Raw genomic sequence first — 18,465 nt, forward strand, 5'->3', positions numbered from 1 at the left:
ATCAAAATAGTATCATATTAAACCCAAAATTTCGCTATAATGACCTCTATGAAAGCTCAAAATATAATAATAAAAGTCGGCACCTCTACGCTTACAAAAGCAAACGGCGAATTAAACCACGCACGAATAAAATCTATAGTCTCACAAATAGCCCAGCTTACTCGCAGTGGTTTTAGAGTGCTTTTAGTCAGTAGCGGTGCAGTGGGCGCTGGAATGGGCGCTATGGGGCTAGATAAAAAGCCCGCAGATCTAGCAAGCAAGCAAGCTCTTGCAGCCGTGGGGCAGGTGGCTTTAATGGGGCTTTATGAGCGGCTTTTTTGGGCGTATGATATTAAGATAGCTCAGCTTCTTTTAACCAAAGATGACTTTGCAAATAGGGCTAGGTTTTTATCAGCACGCGAAGTCTGCACTAGGCTGCTTGAAGCCGGAGTAATACCTATAGTAAATGAAAATGACCCAGTCGTGCATGATGAGCTAAAAGTGGGTGACAATGATACCTTAAGCGCGCTTGTAGCGGGGTTGGTAGATGCTAGTGCGCTTATTATTTTAAGTGATATTGACGGACTTTATGATAAAAATCCGATTAAATTTAAAGATGCCAAGCTAATCCCTGAAATAGACGCTATCACAGAGCAGGTGCGAGCTATGGCTGGTGGGGCTGGCTCAGAGCTAGGCACTGGTGGCATGGCGACAAAGATAAATGCCGCAGCTATGGCGACTTCGTATGGCGTAGATTTAATCATCGTAAACGGCGCAAGCGAAAATATCCTAATAAAAGCGGCAAACGGCGAGCGGGTAGGTAGCAGATTTAGGGCGAATAAAAAGCGGATAAATTTAAAAAAATATTGGCTCTCATACGCTGGCGCTCCAAAGGGAAGCCTAGAGATAGACGCTGGGGCGCAGCAGGCCTTAGTGCGTGGAGGCTCGCTACTTGCGGTTGGAGTGCGTGGTGTGAGTGGGGAGTTTAAGCGTGGAGATTTGGTAAAAATTACTAAATCAGGCGAGGTTTTAGGTTCTGGACTGGTGGCGTATGATAGCGATGAGTGCGCCATTATAGCAGGGGCAAAAGGAAGCGAGATAGAGGGATTGCTGGGGTATAAATTTGATGATTTTATAATCCACGCAAACAACCTAAGCCTAAGCAAAAAGGAGGAGGCATGAGTGAGGTTTTAAGGCTGGCTAGGCTGGCAAAGTCCGCAAGTCGCGAGATGCTAAGCCTAAGCTCGCAACAAAAAAACGAGATGCTTTTAGCCATAAAAGAGGGGCTTAATACAAACGTTGGGCTGATTTTAGAGCAAAATGCTAAAGACATAAAAGCCGCTCGTGAGGCAGGGCAGAGTGAGGCTTTAATAGATAGGCTTACGCTAAATGAGGCTAGGGTGTGTGCTATGGGTGATGAGCTTGAGCGGCTGGCTGGGTTTTTTGACCCTATAGGCGAGATTACGGCTGGCTGGCGTCTAGCAAATGGCATGAGCGTGCAAAAAGTCCGCACTCCGCTTGGGGTTATAGCCATGATTTATGAAAGCCGTCCAAACGTTACAATCGAGGCTGCTAGCCTAGCCCTAAAAAGCCAAAATGCCATAATCTTACGTGGTAGCGCGATGGCAAAGCACTCAAATACTGCGCTGTGTGAAATTTTTGTAAAAAGCGCAAGTATGCTGGGGCTGCCTAATGGGGCGGTGTCGCTTTTGGCTGATGAGGATAGGGCGAGCATTATAGAGCTTGCTGGGGCTGATAAATTTATTGATGTGATTATCCCTAGGGGTGGGGTGGGATTAAAGGAATTTATAAAATCCCATTCGCGCGTACCAGTCATTTACACTGGGGCTGGGGTGTGCCATACCTACGTGCATAAAAGCGCTGATTTAAAGACTGCGCTAAATGTGGTAAAAAACGCTAAAACTCACCGCCCAAGTGCCTGCAATGCGCTTGAGTGTTTAGTGCTTGATGGTGCTGTGGCTGAGGAGTTTTTATCTAGTGCGTTAGCGGCTATGGGCGAGGTGGAGTTTTACCTGCCTGAGGGGCTTTTTGATAAATTTAAAAGCCTGCCAAACGTTAGCCTAGCTAGCCAAAACGACTACGGTGTGGAGTTTTTATCGCTTAAGCTTGCAGTTAGGGTTGTTGGTGGCGCAGACGAAGCCATAGAGTTTATAAACTCTCATGGTTCTGGGCATTCAGATGCGATTCTTGCAAGTGATTATGGTGTAGTGGAGAGATTTTTAAATAGCGTCGATAGTGCCGCAGTTTATGCAAATGCAAGCACTAGATTTAGCGACGGTGGGGAGTTTGGATTTGGCGGCGAGATAGGTATAGCCACGCAAAAGCTACACGCCAGAGGTCCTATGGGTGTACTGGCGCTTACTAGCGAAAAATATATCGTCCGTGGCTGCGGACAGGTCAGGGGGTAGCAATGAGGGTTGGTATAGTTGGGCTTGGTAGCATGGGTATCGCCTTGCTTCGTGGCGCGATAGGGCATGGCGAGTATGAATTTATCGTTTATGACCGAAATGAACCAAAAAGAGCTGAGGCTAGAGAGCTAGGAGCGCAAGTCGCCTCAAATGCGCTAGAAGTGGCAAGCGCATGCGATATTTTTATAGTGGCAGTTAAGCCAAATGGCGTGAGTGCTCTTTTAGCCTCTGTTTGCACTAGCCTTGATCTATCAAACGCCCTTGTGATAAGCCTAGCTGCTGGGGTTGGGCTAGATGAGGTAAAAAGTGCGCTTAGTGGGTATGAGAGGATAGCTCTAGCCATGCCAAACACCCCAGCTAAGATAAAGCAGGGCGTGAGTGCGCTGGTATTTTCTGAGACTTTAGATGAGTTAGCGCAGAGTAGGGCGATTAAATTTTTTAAGACATTTGGGCTAGTGCAGGTTATAAGCCAAGCCCAAATGCCTGCATTTATCGCTATAGCAGGTAGCTTGCCAGCTTATGTTTGTCTTTTTATTGAAGCTCTAAGTGATGCTGCAGTAGCTAGTGGAATGAGTAGAGAGGCTGCGCTAAAAATAGCCTCAAATGCAGTTTGTGGAAGCGCTGCGATGATAGCAAGTGAGCTTAGTAGCGGCACCCATCCAGCCCAGCTAAAAGATGCCGTATGCTCTCCAGCAGGCACTACGATAGCTGCTATTAGGGAGCTTGAGGCTAGGGGCTTTAGAAGTGCGGTTATAGAGGGTGCATTAGCTGCTGCAAAAAAGGCGCAAAAATGAACTTTAACGAAGAGGAATTACACAGATATTCACGCCAGATAATTTTAAGCGAAATCGGCGTAGAGGGACAAGAGCGCATCATGCACTCAAAAGTCTTTATTGTAGGTGCTGGTGGGCTTGGCTCGCCTGTGGCGCTTTATCTAGCTGCAGCTGGCGTTGGCGAGATAGCAATAGCTGATATGGACGTGGTCGATGTTTCAAATTTGCAGCGTCAAGTCATACATCATAGCGAGGATTTAGGGCGTGAAAAAGCCCTCTCAGCACGCAAAAAAATGCTAGCAATCAATCCAAATATAAAAGTTATTGCCCACACCACAGCTATAAATGCTAATAATATCGAGGAGCTTATTAGGGGGTATGATTTTGTCATAGACGGTACTGATAATTTTGCGGCAAAATTCCTCATAAACGACGCCTGCGTGAAGCTTGGCATTAGCTTTAGTCATGGTGGGATATTACGCTTTGGTGGACAGAGCATGACTATCGCTCCACGTAAAAGTGCGTGCTATGCCTGTCTTTTTGACGCTCCTCCGCCAGCTGAGAGCGTGCCTACTTGCGCAAGCGCTGGCATACTAGGCAGCGTGGCTGGTATGCTAGGCACTATTCAGGCGACTGAGGCTTTAAAAGTTATCGCTGGCTTTGGCGAGCCGCTATATGATAGGCTGCTTAGCTTTGACGCAAAGAGCATGAGCTTTAGGAATATAAACATAAAGCGCAACCCAAAATGCAGAGTATGCTCAAAAACCGAGATAGAGCTAAAAGACTATGAAGCGCAAGCTTGCGAGGCGAACGTATGAAAGTGGTAAAGCTAAAAGATCTGCGTGGTGTGAGCTGTCCGATGAATTTTGTCCGTACCAAAGTCGAGCTAGCCTCCCTGCGTGGTGGCGAGGTGCTTGAGGTATGGCTAGATGATGGTGCACCTATTAAAAATGTTCCTCGTTCTGTGCGTGGCGAGGGGCATAGTGTGAGCGAGCCAGAGCCGCTTGCTGATGAGGGTTTTAGGATATTTATCACGAAAAAAAGAACACCCTTTTAGGAAAAAGCGATGGGGGATACCGCTGCTAAAACTTCGGATAAATTTATCGCTTTTTTGCTTTTATTTTTTGGGGCTTTTGTGGCTATGGGGGTAGGGCGGTTTGTGCCGTTTTTAAGCCCATTAATCATAGCCATTGTTTTTGGCATGCTTTTATCAAATTTATCCCCACGCATTAGGGATTTTGCTAGCTTTAGTGGGGTAAATGCGATAGCTAGTAGGCAAATTTTACGCTTTGGTGTGGTGCTTTATGGTTTTAGTCTAAGCCTTTCGGATATAGCTGAGGTTGGATTTAGTGGGGTCGGATTTGCCTTTTGTATAGTCTTTGGTGTATTTTTTGCTGGGCTTTATCTAGGGCAGAAAATGGGGCTTAGCAAATCCTTAAGCGCACTCATAGCTTGTGGAAGTGCCATATGTGGGGCTGCGGCTGTACTAGCGCTTGCTAGCGTGATAAAATCGGACTTTCAAAAAGTCGGCGTTGCACTTGCTACAGTGGTAGTTTATGGTACGCTTTTTATGTTTATTGATGTGGCTTTATTTTCGTTTTGGGATTTAGGGCTTAGCAAGGTGCATTTGGGCTATTTTTTGGGTGCTAGCTTGCATGAGGTAGCCCACGTCGTTGCTGTTAGTTCTGCTTTGGGTGAAAGCGTGGGGCATAGTGCAGTTGTGATGAAAATGTTACGAGTGCTTATGCTAGTACCGTTTTTGTTTATGGTGTCTTTTGTGTTTATGGGCGGTTCAAAGCGCGGTATACTAGGTGCTGTGCCATATTTTGCTATTGGATTCTTGGCTATGGTAATTTTGGGGTCTATGCCATTTTTCCCAAAGCAGATTTTGCCTTATATTAAGATTTTTGATACGTTTTTGCTCTGCGTGGCGATGTTTGCGCTTGGCTTTAGCCTTAGTTTAAATTTATTTAAGCAAGCTGGCTTTAAGCCCTTTTTATTAGGGCTTATATTATCTGTGGGACTTTTTGTTTTTGCCTATTTTTTAAGTAAAAGCTTATAATTCATTGATTTCGCTACTTCTTGCGTTATAGACAAACCACGATATAAGAAGTACAAAGACCATAAACATAGCGCTTGCGCTTGCGTATGCTAGGGCGCATTTTTGCGCTCCAAGCCGTTCTGTTGCTACAAAAAGTGCTCCAAGTATAGTAAAAAATCCGGCTAGTTTTATAATAAAAATTTTAGGAGATAGTGTAATTACTAAAGCTCCAAAAGCTGCCACTAAAAAAGCCGCTACTATGACACCAGCTTTTGCAGCCTGCAAGCTAAAGCCAAGTCCATCATCTGTATCGATAGGCAATGCGCCAGGGAGATAAGGCAGATAAGGATTCATAAATCCTAAAGACTCCGCCACCTCATGCGCACTCACACCAAAAACTCCAAGCGTTGCTAGCGCAAAATTTAGCATTATTAGCATTATTAGCACCCAAAGTGCGCGAGTTTGAATGAGGCAATACACAAAGCAGACAAAGCCTCTATTTTGCTCGTTATAGTTCATTTTCTCCGCCTGTTTGAAAAATGCTATCATTTTAACCAAATTTTACTAAATTTAATACCAAATTTGTTAAAATTAAAATTTAATTTTAAGCTAGAAGGAGAGGAAGTGCCATATATTAATGTAAAAATTGCTGCTCCAGAGCCAAGCGTGGAGCAAAAAGAGCAGATTATAGCTGAAATTACAGATGTAATGGTTCGAGTTTTAGGTAAAAAGCCTGAGCGAGTGATGGTTATGCTTGAGACCTTGCCAGCTACTGACATAGGTGTAGGCGGAGAAAGTGTGGCAAATATCGCTAAAAAGGCAACAAAATGAGTGAATTTAGCCAAGCTGATAGGGAGCGAAAGGTAACGCTTGCTGCTGGCGACGTTGCACCAGCTTTTGAGCTAGAAAATCAAGATGGTGTGAAGGTGAGCCTAAAAGACTTTATCGGCAAAAAGGTGGTGCTTTATTTTTACCCAAAGGACAACACCCCAGGCTGCACGACCGAGGCTTGCGAGTTTAGCGAGAGCTGGGATAAATTTATTGCCCAAAATGCCGTAATTATTGGCATTAGCCCCGATAGCGTGAAGTCTCACGAGGGCTTTATCGCTAAGCACGATCTGCGTCACATCCTGCTCTCAGATCCAGAGCGAGTGGTGGCAAAGGAGTACGGCGTGTGGCAGGTACGTAAAAACTATGGGCGCGAGTATCTGGGCATAGTGCGGACGACCTTTGTCATTGATGAAGCGGGCAAGATAGCTAAGGTGTATAAAAGCGTCAAGGCAAAGGAGCATGCCGCAAAGGTGCTAGCGGATTTGAGTAAGTCTTGATCTTATAGCAGGCGTATCTAGTGAGGGCATATTATTCCGCCCTCACTCATTTTTATTTATTTTTATAAATTTAAAGTTTATTAAGTTATAATTTATTCTTTCATTAAATTTAAAATAGAGTACAAATATGAGAGAAATTTGCACTAAAATATTTTAAAGAAGGGTTATTTTTTGCTTTTTCTTTAGCTTGATTTTTATTTGGTTATACACTGCTTAAGGTTTATTATCTTGTAGTGGATGATATTTTAAACTCCCCGCTTCGTACCTTTCACGCTTTTAAGACTATATTTTTTATAAATTTAGCAATTTTTGGATTTTTGTACGCTGTTTTTCGCCGCTTTATTTTTATAGCGAGCTATATTTACTGCTTTTTGTGCGTTTATTGTTTGCGTTAACTGGTTTTTAATGTATAAATTTAGGCTTGTTTTTGGCGTTGAAGCCTTGGATGCGTTTATAAATACAAGCTATGAAGAAGCGGCTGAGTTTGTTGCTGATTATGTGGGCTTTGGTGCAGTGGCGGGGGTGATTTTACTTATATTTGGTCTTATGATTTTTTATAAATTATTTCAAAAAACTGCCATAAGGGGGGGGCAGCGAGCCTATTATAAAAATGGCTTAGCCATTTTTTGCTTTTATTTTCTTATCATTTTTGCCTTTGTTAGCTACTCTGCTTTTAGATACGTAAAATATGGTACTCATAGATTAGATGATCATATGGTTAGTAATTTGGTATTAAACTTAAATAAGCATTTTTTAGCATTATCTCCGACAAAAATTCATCACAGCCTTGATAGATACTTAAACCAAAATGAGAGCGTAAAAGCGTGAGATATTAAAAATGTAGTGCTTATAATAGGCGAAAGTATGGCTCGCAACAAGATGAGCCTATACGGGTACGCGCTAGATACCACACCAAATTTAAACAGGCTTTTTAAAAACGGGGATTTGGTGTTTTACACGGACACGATAGCGCCCTTTGCAGCGACTAATCCATCGCTAAGCTATGTTTTGACATTTGCTAGCTCAGGCGCTGCGTGGCAGGAAAGTTTGCACGTTGTTGATTTGGCACGCTTATGCGGATATAAAAGCTACTGGATAAGCAACCAGCACGATGTTTTTGTAACCAAAATAGCCTCTCAAAGAGCCGATATTAGCCTAAATACCGCCTTTGATTTACCTCATAAAAGAGTGCATTTTGACGAGGCTTTATTTACTCTTTTTGATAAAATAAACTCAAAAAGCAGCCATAACTTTTTTGTATTTCACATGCTTGGAAATCATGCTACTTACAAAAAGCGCTATCCAGATAAATTTGAAAAATTTACCGCCCAAGATGTAAAAACTAAGACAAATAGCACACTAGATGATAAAAAGCTAAATACCATAGCGCAGTATTTAAACAGCCTTTTATACGCTGATGAGAATATATTTAAAATTTATCAAAAATTTAAAAATGATGACGCTATTATTATATATTTAAGCGATCACGGAGAGAGCGTATATGACGAAAGTAGCAGTGTTATGGGGCATGGATTTGCTAGTCGCTACACGGCTGAAATTCCGCTTCTTTTTATCGCTACGGATAAATTTAAAGACTCCCACTATAAGCTTTGGAAGCGCATACAAAGCGGCAAGGATAAGCCATTTATGAGCGATGATTTACCCCATTTAATAGCCGATATTTTAGATGTAAAGCCGCTTGAGTATGACGCGAGTAAAAGCCCTATAAATTCTAATTTTATTAAGAGAAATAGGGTGAGCGCAGGGGTTTTATATGAGAAAATGAAATAAAATTCAATCTTTATTATTTTTATATTTAATATTATTTATTACGCATTAATAAATTTATATGTATGTAAGCTCCTTGCGATATAATTTCAGCTTGTTAGTAAAGTAACATAAAAATAACACTATAAGGAGCGTGCCGTGCCAAGGCTTAATCTAGTACCTAAGATCTCAATCGCCGTTAGTTTTTTGATGATAATTGGCTTTGGTATCTTTATATACCAAAACTACACCCTGACAAAAAACAGCATAGAAGGGCTTGTTGTAAATTCAAAAGTAGGCTCTACAAAGGCTTCTACTGTTTTTGTAGATAGCTATTTGGATAACACCATATACACTGTAAAAACATTAGGTGATGAGATGCAAAGCTTAGCCAAAAGCGAGTCTAGCCCAACCCAGATAAAAGAGATTGAGGATATGATGAGTGTGGTGTTTAAGGTGAGCTGGTTTGACGCGCTTTTTATCGGGTTTAGAGATGATGGCAGGCTTATAAAAGTAGACAAAACCGACCCTAAAAATATCATATTTTTAAATCCAAAAGACAACGGCTTTGACTCCCGCAAGCGTGCGTGGTTTGAAGCCGCTGTTAAGACAGGAAAGCCTGGATTTAGCCGCCCTTATAAAGACATAACAACAGGCAAAGACACAGTAACCGCCTATGCACCTATATTTGAAAATGGCGAAATAGTCGCAGTGGCTGGGGCGAATTTATTCCTTGAGACTATCGAAAGAGACCTGCAAAAAGCAGAGCATAAAGACAGTAGTCTTTTTATCATCGATAATTATAAGAATTTAATCTCTCATGAGGATAAAAGTCTCGTTTTAAGAAACGACGAGCCGTTTAAACAGATGATAGAAAATATCATCTCTCATACCAAATCCCACAGCCTTGAGCCTATGTTTTTTAGCCTAGACGGCAAGGAGCATATAGGCATTTGCAGTGTCGCTCACATAGGTTGGACTGTCTGTTATTCAAGTGATACGGGCGTTTATAAAAAAGACGCAACAAAAATGGTAAAAGTGCAGATAATTTACTCTATTATTTTTATTACAGTTATTACAGTTGTGCTTATAGCTGCGGTAAAATACAATCTAAGACCACTTGGTAAAATCACAAAAGCTCTTAATGACTTTTTTAAATTCCTAAATCATGAAACAGCAAACGCCAAAATTACAGAGGTAAATAGCAAGGATGAATTTGAAGAGATGTCAAAGCTGATAAATTCAAATATCGTAAAAATAGAGCATGCTATAAAAGATGAGGAAGCGTTTATTAAAGAGGCTGAAATTTTTGCCAACAAGATAAAATCAGGACAGTTTGATGCCACTTTAAGCTCACACAGCCAAAATCCAGCCCTAAATAGCCTAAAAGATACCCTAATGAGGCTTGTTGGCTCTCTTGAGGAAAATATCTGCCGTGATGTAAATAGCCTGCTTGCGGTTTTGGAGGAATTTAAAAATCAAAACTTCACAGTGCATTTAGACGATAACGGCAAAATAGCCACTGGGGTAAATGCTCTAGGCAGTGAAATAGCCACAATGCTAAGTGAAAATTTAGAGCAAGCTGGCATAATGAAGCAAAAAGCTCAAGATTTGAAAAACTCAGTCGAGACTATGACCGAGGCTGCTAGTAAGCAATCAAATGCTCTTAATGAATCAGCTGCTGCGGTAGAGCAGATGAGCTCATCTATGCACAGCGTTAGCTCTCGCATGGGTGAAGTCATACGCCAAAGCGATGATATAAAAAACGTCATTACGATTATTAGAGACATAGCAGACCAGACAAATTTACTTGCCCTAAATGCAGCCATAGAAGCCGCTAGAGCAGGCGAGCATGGCAGAGGGTTTGCCGTAGTGGCTGATGAAGTCAGAAAGCTAGCAGAGCGCACCCAAAAAAGCCTAGGAGAGATAGAAGCAAACACAAATATCTTAGTGCAATCAATAAATGAAATGAGCGACAATATAGCAGAACAGACCGAGGCTATATCGCAGATAAATGAATCGGTCGCAAATATAGATGCAATAACAAAGCAAAATTTAAACATCGCAAAAAACACAAGCGACATTACGCACGAAGTCGATAAAATGGCTGAAAAGATAGTAAATGAGGTAAAGAAAAAGAGCTTTTAGGCTTTTAAATTTATAAGGGCATACTAGATAGATGAGCGGGCGCGCGATTGCGCCCAGAATGCTGTTTTTAGCATTTGTTTACATACATCTGCCACCATATGCTCCAGAGCATTGATTTAGCGAGCCTGGATTTATAGGCATGGCGTTGCCACGTCTTTGCTCACCCTCTCCAGTGCAGTTTCTAGGCGATATACGCAAATCTAGCAGATTATTATCTATCTCTGCAACTCTAACAAACATTAGCATTCCAAGACGCAATATGCCGTTGCCTGTGTAATAATCAATAAGATCCCTAGCTGTGCGCATAGGTCTAGTCGCATCTCTAAACTCCTCCAAAGACATTACTCTATTAGTAGGCATAGTAACTAGCCCTTCTGCTGTTAGTAGTAGTGGCTCACTGTGTCCAGCTGGCATGCTACCATCAGGGGCGGTGCGGTACATAAAAGCTAACCACAAAGTACCAGCTCGTGCTCCAAAAAGCTGCCCAACCAGATCTAGCGCCATATCGCCCCTAACCATAGGAGATGGGTGCAGAGTGTAATTTGGCAGCAACATACCAGCCGTAGAAAGCAACGGCGGCACTATGCGAGCTATAAATTCATCACCTTCGCCATAGTTTAGCCATGAGATTTCGTCAAAAATGTTCCTTAAAGCAGGTGCCATATATGGGTATCTACTTTGAAAGGATATGAAAGGATCGACCTCTCCTGCAGTGTCAAACAAATATCCACCGCCACTTCTTGGCTCTTGGTAGCTTAAAAGCTCAGAGACCATTTGCGCGCTATGTAGCATACATATGCCACATAGCCCTACAAAAGCGTGTGGCGCATCAGAGCTTCTGGAGATGTTTATCTGCCAGAGCCTGCCTAGCCAGCCCTCATTTAGCTGAAAATCTTCAGGCAGCCCTCTTTTTACCCTGCTTTTGCTTGCCTTAGTTGGGCAATATTTAAGCTCATCTAGCATATTTGCGTAGTTTAGCTGCCTAAACCACCTCACCTCCTTTGCCATGGTAAAGGTAGAAGTAGGTGAATTTGTCGTGTCTTGTGCTATATAAAGTGGGCTTACAGTATATGGCACTCCTCAGTTTGAGCCATATTTAGTTACTCTTAGTATGTCGCCCCAGTAATCCCTTAGCATATAATCATTTTCGTTGCCTATATCGACTGACCAGTATAGGGCGTTATAATCTTCTTTGCTTGTGGTGTCTTTGCACTCCACCCACCCAGCCCAGTTCCATGATTGTCCCTTTTTGTGATTGGATACTAAGCATCTTAGGCTGCCGTCTTCTGGGTGATACTGGGCTATGTGTCCGTTTTGGGTGTTGTAATATAGCTCGATTAATTGCTCAGTTGTTGATTTATTATCCATTAAAAAATATGGTCTCCAGCCACTTGGGTAGCTAAAATAATGCCAAAATACAGGTGTTTTTACAGTAATGCTACCAGGGCTTGCTACAGTGTTTGCCCACTCATTCATGCTGCTTTCTAGCTTATGATTGGCTCCGTCTGCGTCGTTTTTGCTGATGTAGGCGTAGTATTTATATGACTTTATTCTAAAGCGTGCGTCTTTAGTGTAGATGGAGCTATCTTTTATTATCCACTGTTGATTTAGATCGTTTATCACGCATGGGCGCAATGTGATATAGTCCCAGCTATTATATGCAGAAGTACCTATTCCTGTTACGCTACTTGGAGCTGTTAGGCAGAGCTCGTTGCCGTTTAACTGGTAGATTATCCTGCCAAATAGATCATATCTAGCGCGGCTTGGGCTAGGACTGTTGCAATAATCAAGATAGATATAACCCTCTCCTTTTGTAAAAGTGGGCGTGTAACACAGATGCTCTGAACTATCTGTTACGACTTTTATTTGTGTGTCTTTTGGATTATCAGCTGGCTTTGCCGAGCGTAAAGATGCTACCAAAATGTCTCTTTGCATTCTGTCTTTTGGCTCGCTTTGATCTAAGATATAATCGGGCTTTTGAGCCTTATTGTGGCTTGCATTTAAGGCGTCTGCTATCTCTTGTGCCCTTTTGCAGCGTCTTTGTCGGGCTGGTAAGTTCTGCCAGCCTTAAAGGCATTCTCAACCTGATTTGACCCTATATTTGGGGTGCTGTTTTGCTCGATCTGTGGCGGTTTTGCCTGATTAGCCAAAAGCGGTAGAGCAAGAAGCGATACAAATAAAGCTTTTTTGCAATTAGTGAAAAAGTTTTGCACCAACATAATAAATCCTTTCTATTAAGATAATAAAACTTTATCAGAAATGTTATATCTTATGGGTGAATACTTTATAAATTTAAAATAACTATTTTATTACATAATAATAAATATCTAAGTTTTTGTATTTTTTATTTCAAATTTAATCCCTGCTTTTTAAGCATTGCACGGCTGGCAATTTAAACTGTAAAAATATTATATTTTTAAATTTTTTAACCGCTATTTTTAGATTTGCCTTGTAAAAGTGCTTTTAAATTTGCAAATTTATATCAAAATCAAGCCAAAAATTGCCGCTCGTTCGATTTTTATTTATGGATTTTAGCCTAGGATTTCCCCCTATCTCCACGCCCAATTATGCATGTGTATTCGTGGGCTTGGGTAGTGTTTGTAGGCTTTATTTTGATAGTGAGTTTTGTCGTGCTAAATCTAGCAATAGGCGTCGTGGTAAGCGGCATTTCCGAGCTATCAAACGCAAAAGTGAGATTTAGAGCTTAAAAAATCATAATTTAATTAATTTTCTGCTATACTCCTGCTATTTTAAATAAATTCTAACGCAAAGGCAAAACGATGAACGAAGCTAAATTTATCTGGATGGACGGCAAGCTTGTGCCGTGGAGCGAGGCTAAAATCCACGTCCTAACCCACAGCCTGCACTACGCAAACGCCGTATTTGAGGGCACTCGTGCGTATAAAACCGATCGTGGGCTAGCGATATTTCGCCTAAATGACCACAACAAACGCCTGTTAAAATCAGCCAAAATGACCGTGCTAAATCACAACCTAAGCCTTGAGGAGCTAAACGCCGCTCACATCGAGCTTTTAAGGGCAAATGAGTTTAAAAGCAATGTCTATATCCGCCCGCTTATCTACCTAGGTTACGGCGTGATGGGGCTAGCCCACACAAAAGCGCCTGTAAATGCGATGATAGCGGCGTGGGAGTGGGGCGCATATCTGGGCGAAGAGGGGCTTGAGCGTGGCATAAGAGTGAAAATCTCAAGCTTTGCACGAAACAGCGTCAAAAGCCAAATGGGCAAGGCAAAAGCAAGCTCAAACTATCTAAATTCACAAATGGCGCACTTTGAAGCCCACGAAGCGGGCTATGACGAGGCATTGTTGCTTGATGAGGACGGCTTTATCGCCGAAGGGCCTGGGGAGTGCTTTTTTATGGTGCGAGACGGCGTCATCATCACTCCATCAAATGATAACAGCCTAGTCTCAATCACCCAAGACACCGTCATAAAACTAGCCGCAGATCTAGGCATAGAAGTGCGTAGAGAGCGTATCACAAGGGATGAAGTCTATACCGCTGATGAGGCGTTTTTTACAGGCACGGCGGCTGAAGTAACGCCTATCCGTGAAGTCGATGCGCGCGTGATTGGCAGCGGCAAAAGGGGCGAGATCACAGAAAAAATTCAAAAAGCCTACTTTGACGTCGTGTATGGACGCAATCCAAAATACGAGCATATGCTGACCTTTGTGTAGGCTGGGCGGCTTGGCAAAGCTATATGAGACGAAAGAGAGAGAGTGGGGACGCTAAGAGTGCTTTATGGTTTATTAGTTGGTGCTTTGTTTGCGGTGTGCGGCTGGATAGCTTCAAATTTTGACACCGCTAGCAGCATTAAGCTTATTGCGGCAAATCTTGGGCTATGCCTGCTTTGCGTTGGGATTATTTTTGTGTTTTTTGGACTGGAGAGACATTATAAGAGCCTATGATGTTGGGTTATTTATAGCTGGGGTTTGCAATGCTTGCGGTAATGCTTGTGTGTGGGCTTGCTATAAAAATGGCTTATATAGAATAAATTTAAAAGGATTTTAATGCCAGCAGATTTGAATGATTATTTTAATAAAAAAAGCGGCTCAAGCGGCGGCTTTGGCGGTGGCGGCTCAGGTGGGGCAAAGCCAAATTTTAAGGCGCCAAATTTTAACTTTGGCAAATTCGGCGTGGGCGTGTATGTCATCATCGCTATCATCGCGGTGCTTGCCATCACTCAGCCCTTTGTGGTGATAAACTCAGGCGAAGTGGGCATAAAATCCACAGCGGGCAAATACGAGACAAACCCGCTCCAGCCTGGCTTTCACTTCTTTATCCCGCTTATTCAAAGGGTCATCGTGGTCGATACTCGTGTGCGACTTATTAACTACACCAGCGGCGAAGACAGCGGCGAGAGCCTGCGATATAGCCAAAGTGGCAGTGCAGGCATAATCCGCAAAAACTCGATCTCCGTCCTTGATGCGAGAAACCTGCCAGTAAGCATTGACATTACCGTGCAGTATCGCCTAAATCCACAAAACGCCCCGCAAACCATCGCCAGCTGGGGGCTAAGCTGGGAGAATAAAATCGTCGACCCAGTCGTGCGAGACGTGGTGCGTAGCGTAACAGGCAAATACACCGCCGAGGAGCTACCAACTCGCCGCAACGAAATCGCCCTTCAAATCGAAAACGGCATACGCAAAAATATCGACGCCCAGCCAAACAAGCCAGTCGAGCTACTCACCGTCCAGCTGCGTGAGATAATCCTGCCAGCTAAGGTAAAAGAGCAAATCGAGCGAGTCCAAATCGCCAAGCAAGAGGCCGAGCGGACAAAATACGAAGTCGAGCGAGCCAACCAAGAAGCCCTAAAGCAAGCAGCCCTTGCAGAGGGTGCGGCAAAGGCTGAGATAATCAAGGCCAAAGCCAAAGCGGATGCTGTAAAAATCGAAGCCGACGCACAGGCTTACGCAAACCGAGAGGTGGCAAAGAGCCTTGATAGTAATCTTTTAAATTTAAAGCAGATCGAGACGCAGGCTAAATTTAACGAAGCCTTGCGTGAGAATAAGGACGCTCAGATCTTCCTAACCCCAGGCGGAGCGGTGCCAAATATCTGGGTCGATACGAAGGATAAAGCTAGGCAAAGTGCTATCACACGATAAGGAGGCGCTATGAATATAGCGTGGGATAAGCTAGGAGGCTTGCTGCCAGCTATTGTAATAAACGAGACCGGCAAGGTCATAATGCATGCGTATATGAATGAGGAGGCGCTTGCGCTTAGCCTGTCTACAGGGCTTGCACACTACTACTCCAGAAGCCGTGCAAAGCTCTGGCAAAAGGGCGAGAGTAGCGGACATATCCAGCGTATACAGGCTATTTGGCTAGATTGCGATGCGGATACTTTGCTTTTGCAAGTCGCCCAAGAGGGCGTGGCCTGCCACACTGGCAGAAAGGGCTGCTTTTATAGGGGCGTGGACGCTTTTAGCGCCAGTGCGCACGAGCTTGTGGATAAATTTAAAAATGGCAAGCTAAGCGCAGCCGAGCTTATAAAAGGCGTAAAATGCGCTGATGATGAGAGCTTTTTTATTGCCTCTAGCCCCTGCGAGCAATCACTCACGCCAAAGCCAGATAGCAAGCCATCAATGCTAGTAAAGCCGCACTATGACGTGCTTGATGAGCTTTATCACGCTGTGCTTGAGCGGCGATTAAGCGGCGATGCAAAAAGCTCCTATGTAGCCAGTCTTTTTGCTAAGGGGCATGAGGCTATGCTAAAAAAAGTCGCCGAAGAGGCAGGCGAGTTTATCATGGCGTGCAAGGAGGCGGAGTTTGCTAGGCGGCTGGGACAGGATATAAATGAGCCAAATGCGGCCACAGTGCCACAATCTCAGGATAAAGCTATAAAGCCAAATATCGCCAAAAGCGCAAAGGAGGCGGTGATTTATGAGGCGGCTGATATGATTTTTCACACTATTGTTGCACTTTGTGCGCTTGATACGCACCCTCAAGCGGTGCTTGATGAGCTTTCTCGTCGCTTTGGCATAAGTGGCATAGAGGAGAAAAATAGCCGTGCTAAGTAGCATAAAAGCGTCCATATTATTTGCTATCGCCCACGCTGGAGTGATCGAGTGGCTGGCGTATGGCTTTGTTCTTATGGCGTTTTTGCTTGTAATTTTTGTGGCTATTTTTATCGCTGCGCGCTCGTGGTGGCAGGTGGGGTTTTTGCTGATTGTGGCTGGCTTTGGCGGATTTTTTTATGGAATTTATACTATGCATGAATTTTTAGGTGCTAGGCTGCATAGCGTTAGTATTTCTGATATTAATGCTCGTCAACTTCAGTATTCAGATACGCTTTTGGTTGAGTTTAACCTTAAAAACGAGGGGCAAAAGCCGCTTTTGGGATGTCAAATTTATCTTAGTTTTTACCACCCAAGTAAGCAATCTATAAAAGATTTTTTAAACTCACTACGCCCTTTTCGTACCCATATTATAGCTATTTCAAGCACCTTGTCGCCAAGCCAGAGCGAGCATATAACCCGCACTATTAAAGGCTTTAGTGCCGCAGAGTATGGGTTTAAAAAACGAGTGGAGTGTTACTGATGAGTGCTAGCTATTTTACCGTCGTGCATATTTTGGTTTTGGCTACGATTTGGACTGTCTATCTGCTTTTGGCGGTGCTTGCATGGAGGGTGCAGAGGCGATATTTTGGGCTTATACTGCTTGCAAATTTTTTGATTTTAGCGACCATATCGCTGCTTATGATGTTTGTTGTGGATAAATATACAAAAATATCAAAATTAGAAAATGTCAGCTCATCTAGGATTTTGCGAAATGAAAGTATAGTTTTTAAGGCTACGGTTAGAAATTTAGGAAACTTCACCCTATCAAGCTGTAAATTTACCGTAAAACTCATAAATAACCCCCTAAGCTCAGAGGGGCTTAACGGCTCAAGCGTGTTTAAGCCAAGCGGCTTAGATTTTTTTGGCTGGTTTAGCTCAAGTACCAGCAAGGAGTCTAGACCAAATGTGATTGAGCACAGCGCCGTCATAGCTAGGGATTTACCGCCAAAAAAGAGTCTTGATTTTAGCGTTTTTATGCCATATCCTGCGTATTTTAAAAATACCACGTATGTTACAAAGCTAAGCTGCTACTGATATTTGGCTTTAAATTTGCCCTCCCCCCTTTTTTTATATGGTTTAATTTAAATTTAAAATGGTATTATTTTAAAATAAAGATTAAACATAGGGGGGATAGTTTGTTTATAGATGACAGCTTAATGCAAACAAGCGCATTTTGGGGTATTGTAGTACTTAGTATAGCGTCCTTTATAGCAGGATATATCGACGCTATAGCGGGTGGGGCTGGGCTTGTGCTAATACCTGCTTTTATGCTCGCTGGATTTACTCCGCAGTTTGCGCTAGGGCAGGAAAAGCTAGTTAGCACCATTGGTACATTTGCCGCTATTAAAAACTTCGCAAAGGGCGGACATATCGTGCTTAAAGTACTGCCTACTGGGATACTTGCCGCACTTTTTGGCTCTTATTTGGGGGCAAAAATCATACTGCTTTTATCTGCTCAAATGGTATCGTTTATCATCATGGCACTTTTGCCTTTCGGGCTTTTTATAGCCATTTTTAAAAAGCTTTTAAAGCCTAGACAAAGCAGGCAAAACACAGGCTTGATAGCTAGCTTTATTACTTGTTTTGTGGTGGGATTTTATGACGGATTTTTTGGTCCAGGTACTGGGAGCTTGTTTATAATTGCGCTTAGTTTTTTAAATGGGCTTAGTCTGCTTGAATCCAGTGGGACGTCAAAGATACTGAACTTATCCTCAAATATCGGCGCATTTATCGCTTTTGCCATGGCTGGAGAGATGGCATTTTTACTTGGGATTCCTATGATAATCTCTAGCGTCGTGGCAAATCACATAGCCAGCCTACATGCGATAAAAACAGACGGAGCTTTGGTGCAAAAGGTGCTTTATGCCGTTGTTTTGCTTATGCTTTGCACTCTTGTGTATCAGGCTATACAAGGGTTTTAAG

Annotated in this window: 20 protein-coding genes and 3 pseudogenes; 20 read left to right on the top strand and 3 right to left on the bottom strand. The window is 42.9% G+C overall.

The annotated features are described in order from the left end of the window. The first annotated feature begins 48 nt into the window (after positions 1-48). The 6 genes from proB to LBC_RS00130 are packed head-to-tail and all read left to right on the top strand — an operon-like array spanning position 49 to position 5,243. Positions 49-1,161, top strand: a complete 1,113-nt coding sequence (gene proB, locus LBC_RS00105; protein ID WP_260173410.1) for a glutamate 5-kinase — start codon at positions 49-51, stop codon at positions 1,159-1,161. Continuing rightward, positions 1,158-2,408 (top strand): glutamate-5-semialdehyde dehydrogenase, encoded by a 1,251-nt coding sequence (locus LBC_RS00110; RefSeq protein WP_221254109.1) that lies wholly within the window; start codon positions 1,158-1,160, stop codon positions 2,406-2,408. Before proB ends, LBC_RS00110 begins: the two co-directional genes overlap by 4 nt. A gap of 2 nt (positions 2,409-2,410) precedes the next feature. Next, positions 2,411-3,202 (top strand): pyrroline-5-carboxylate reductase, encoded by a 792-nt coding sequence (gene proC / locus LBC_RS00115; protein WP_221254110.1) that lies wholly within the window; start codon positions 2,411-2,413, stop codon positions 3,200-3,202. Then, positions 3,199-3,999 carry a HesA/MoeB/ThiF family protein gene (locus LBC_RS00120; protein WP_221254111.1) on the top strand — a complete coding sequence of 267 codons (801 nt, stop codon included), beginning with the start codon at positions 3,199-3,201 and terminating at the stop codon, positions 3,997-3,999. Before proC ends, LBC_RS00120 begins: the two co-directional genes overlap by 4 nt. Continuing rightward, positions 3,996-4,238: a sulfurtransferase TusA family protein gene (locus LBC_RS00125; RefSeq protein WP_221254112.1), complete on the top strand. Its 243-nt coding sequence runs from the start codon at positions 3,996-3,998 to the stop codon at positions 4,236-4,238. Before LBC_RS00120 ends, LBC_RS00125 begins: the two co-directional genes overlap by 4 nt. Positions 4,239-4,247: 9 nt before the next feature. Then, a complete protein-coding gene (locus LBC_RS00130) occupies positions 4,248-5,243 on the top strand; it encodes a YeiH family protein (RefSeq protein WP_221254113.1) in 996 nt (331 codons plus the stop codon). Here LBC_RS00130 and LBC_RS00135 read toward each other — a convergent pair. Further along, positions 5,238-5,741, bottom strand: a complete 504-nt coding sequence (locus LBC_RS00135; protein WP_221254114.1) for a hypothetical protein — start codon at positions 5,739-5,741, stop codon at positions 5,238-5,240. The two genes, LBC_RS00130 and LBC_RS00135, sit on opposite strands and share 6 nt — an antisense overlap. 105 nt (positions 5,742-5,846) lie before the next feature. Between LBC_RS00135 and LBC_RS00140 the strand changes: the two genes are divergently transcribed. The 6 genes and pseudogenes from LBC_RS00140 to LBC_RS09140 form a co-directional block, all read left to right on the top strand. After that, entirely contained in the window at positions 5,847-6,053 is a 207-nt protein-coding gene (locus tag LBC_RS00140) for a 4-oxalocrotonate tautomerase family protein (protein WP_221254115.1), read from the top strand. Continuing rightward, positions 6,050-6,550: a thioredoxin-dependent thiol peroxidase gene (gene bcp, locus LBC_RS00145; protein WP_221254116.1), complete on the top strand. Its 501-nt coding sequence runs from the start codon at positions 6,050-6,052 to the stop codon at positions 6,548-6,550. Before LBC_RS00140 ends, bcp begins: the two co-directional genes overlap by 4 nt. Positions 6,551-6,955: 405 nt before the next feature. Then, positions 6,956-7,378, top strand: a complete 423-nt coding sequence (locus LBC_RS00150) for a hypothetical protein (protein ID WP_221254117.1) — start codon at positions 6,956-6,958, stop codon at positions 7,376-7,378. Positions 7,379-7,393: 15 nt separating this feature from the next. Continuing rightward, positions 7,394-8,341 (top strand): phosphoethanolamine transferase, encoded by a 948-nt coding sequence (locus LBC_RS00155; protein WP_260173411.1) that lies wholly within the window; start codon positions 7,394-7,396, stop codon positions 8,339-8,341. A 414-nt stretch (positions 8,342-8,755) separates the two neighbouring features. Continuing rightward, positions 8,756-9,292, top strand: a pseudogene (locus tag LBC_RS09135) (cache domain-containing protein); the annotation flags it as partial. Positions 9,293-10,060: 768 nt separating this feature from the next. Then, a pseudogene (locus LBC_RS09140) lies at positions 10,061-10,465 on the top strand (methyl-accepting chemotaxis protein); the annotation flags it as partial. Between the two features lie 78 nt (positions 10,466-10,543). Here LBC_RS09140 and LBC_RS08960 read toward each other — a convergent pair. Together LBC_RS08960 and LBC_RS00175 are read right to left on the bottom strand one after the other, a co-directional pair. Next, positions 10,544-12,400: pseudogene (locus tag LBC_RS08960) on the bottom strand (DUF1561 family protein). 77 nt (positions 12,401-12,477) lie between these two features. Continuing rightward, the gene (locus LBC_RS00175) at positions 12,478-12,684 is read right to left on the bottom strand and encodes a hypothetical protein (protein ID WP_221254122.1); all 207 of its coding nucleotides are present in this window, start codon (positions 12,682-12,684) and stop codon (positions 12,478-12,480) included. A gap of 348 nt (positions 12,685-13,032) precedes the next feature. On the opposite strand from LBC_RS00175, the gene LBC_RS09145 reads away from it, so the two are divergent. From LBC_RS09145 to LBC_RS00215, 8 genes are all read left to right on the top strand, one after another. Continuing rightward, positions 13,033-13,173 carry an ion transporter gene (locus LBC_RS09145; protein ID WP_409240982.1) on the top strand — a complete coding sequence of 47 codons (141 nt, stop codon included), beginning with the start codon at positions 13,033-13,035 and terminating at the stop codon, positions 13,171-13,173. Between the two features lie 72 nt (positions 13,174-13,245). Then, a complete protein-coding gene (locus LBC_RS00185) occupies positions 13,246-14,160 on the top strand; it encodes a branched-chain amino acid transaminase (RefSeq protein WP_221254124.1) in 915 nt (304 codons plus the stop codon). 42 nt (positions 14,161-14,202) lie between these two features. Then, the gene (locus LBC_RS00190; RefSeq protein ID WP_221254125.1) at positions 14,203-14,391 is read left to right on the top strand and encodes a hypothetical protein; all 189 of its coding nucleotides are present in this window, start codon (positions 14,203-14,205) and stop codon (positions 14,389-14,391) included. Positions 14,392-14,493: 102 nt separating this feature from the next. Beyond that, complete coding sequence (locus LBC_RS00195) at positions 14,494-15,588, top strand: prohibitin family protein (protein WP_221254126.1); 1,095 nt, start codon at positions 14,494-14,496, stop codon at positions 15,586-15,588. A 9-nt stretch (positions 15,589-15,597) separates the two neighbouring features. Next, on the top strand, positions 15,598-16,503 hold the full coding sequence (gene hisI / locus LBC_RS00200) for a phosphoribosyl-AMP cyclohydrolase (protein ID WP_221254127.1): 906 nt from the start codon (positions 15,598-15,600) through the stop codon (positions 16,501-16,503). Then, positions 16,493-17,023 carry a DUF2393 family protein gene (locus tag LBC_RS00205; RefSeq protein ID WP_221254128.1) on the top strand — a complete coding sequence of 177 codons (531 nt, stop codon included), beginning with the start codon at positions 16,493-16,495 and terminating at the stop codon, positions 17,021-17,023. The genes hisI and LBC_RS00205 overlap by 11 nt, the downstream gene beginning before the upstream one ends. Then, entirely contained in the window at positions 17,023-17,577 is a 555-nt protein-coding gene (locus LBC_RS00210) for a DUF2393 family protein (RefSeq protein WP_221254129.1), read from the top strand. The genes LBC_RS00205 and LBC_RS00210 overlap by 1 nt, the downstream gene beginning before the upstream one ends. A gap of 101 nt (positions 17,578-17,678) precedes the next feature. Beyond that, a complete protein-coding gene (locus LBC_RS00215; protein WP_221254130.1) occupies positions 17,679-18,464 on the top strand; it encodes a TSUP family transporter in 786 nt (261 codons plus the stop codon). The last annotated feature ends 1 nt before the right edge of the window (position 18,465 follow it).

It is taken from the genome of Campylobacter sp. 19-13652 (assembly GCF_019702925.1).
In the GTDB taxonomy this organism is placed as follows: domain Bacteria; phylum Campylobacterota; class Campylobacteria; order Campylobacterales; family Campylobacteraceae; genus Campylobacter_A.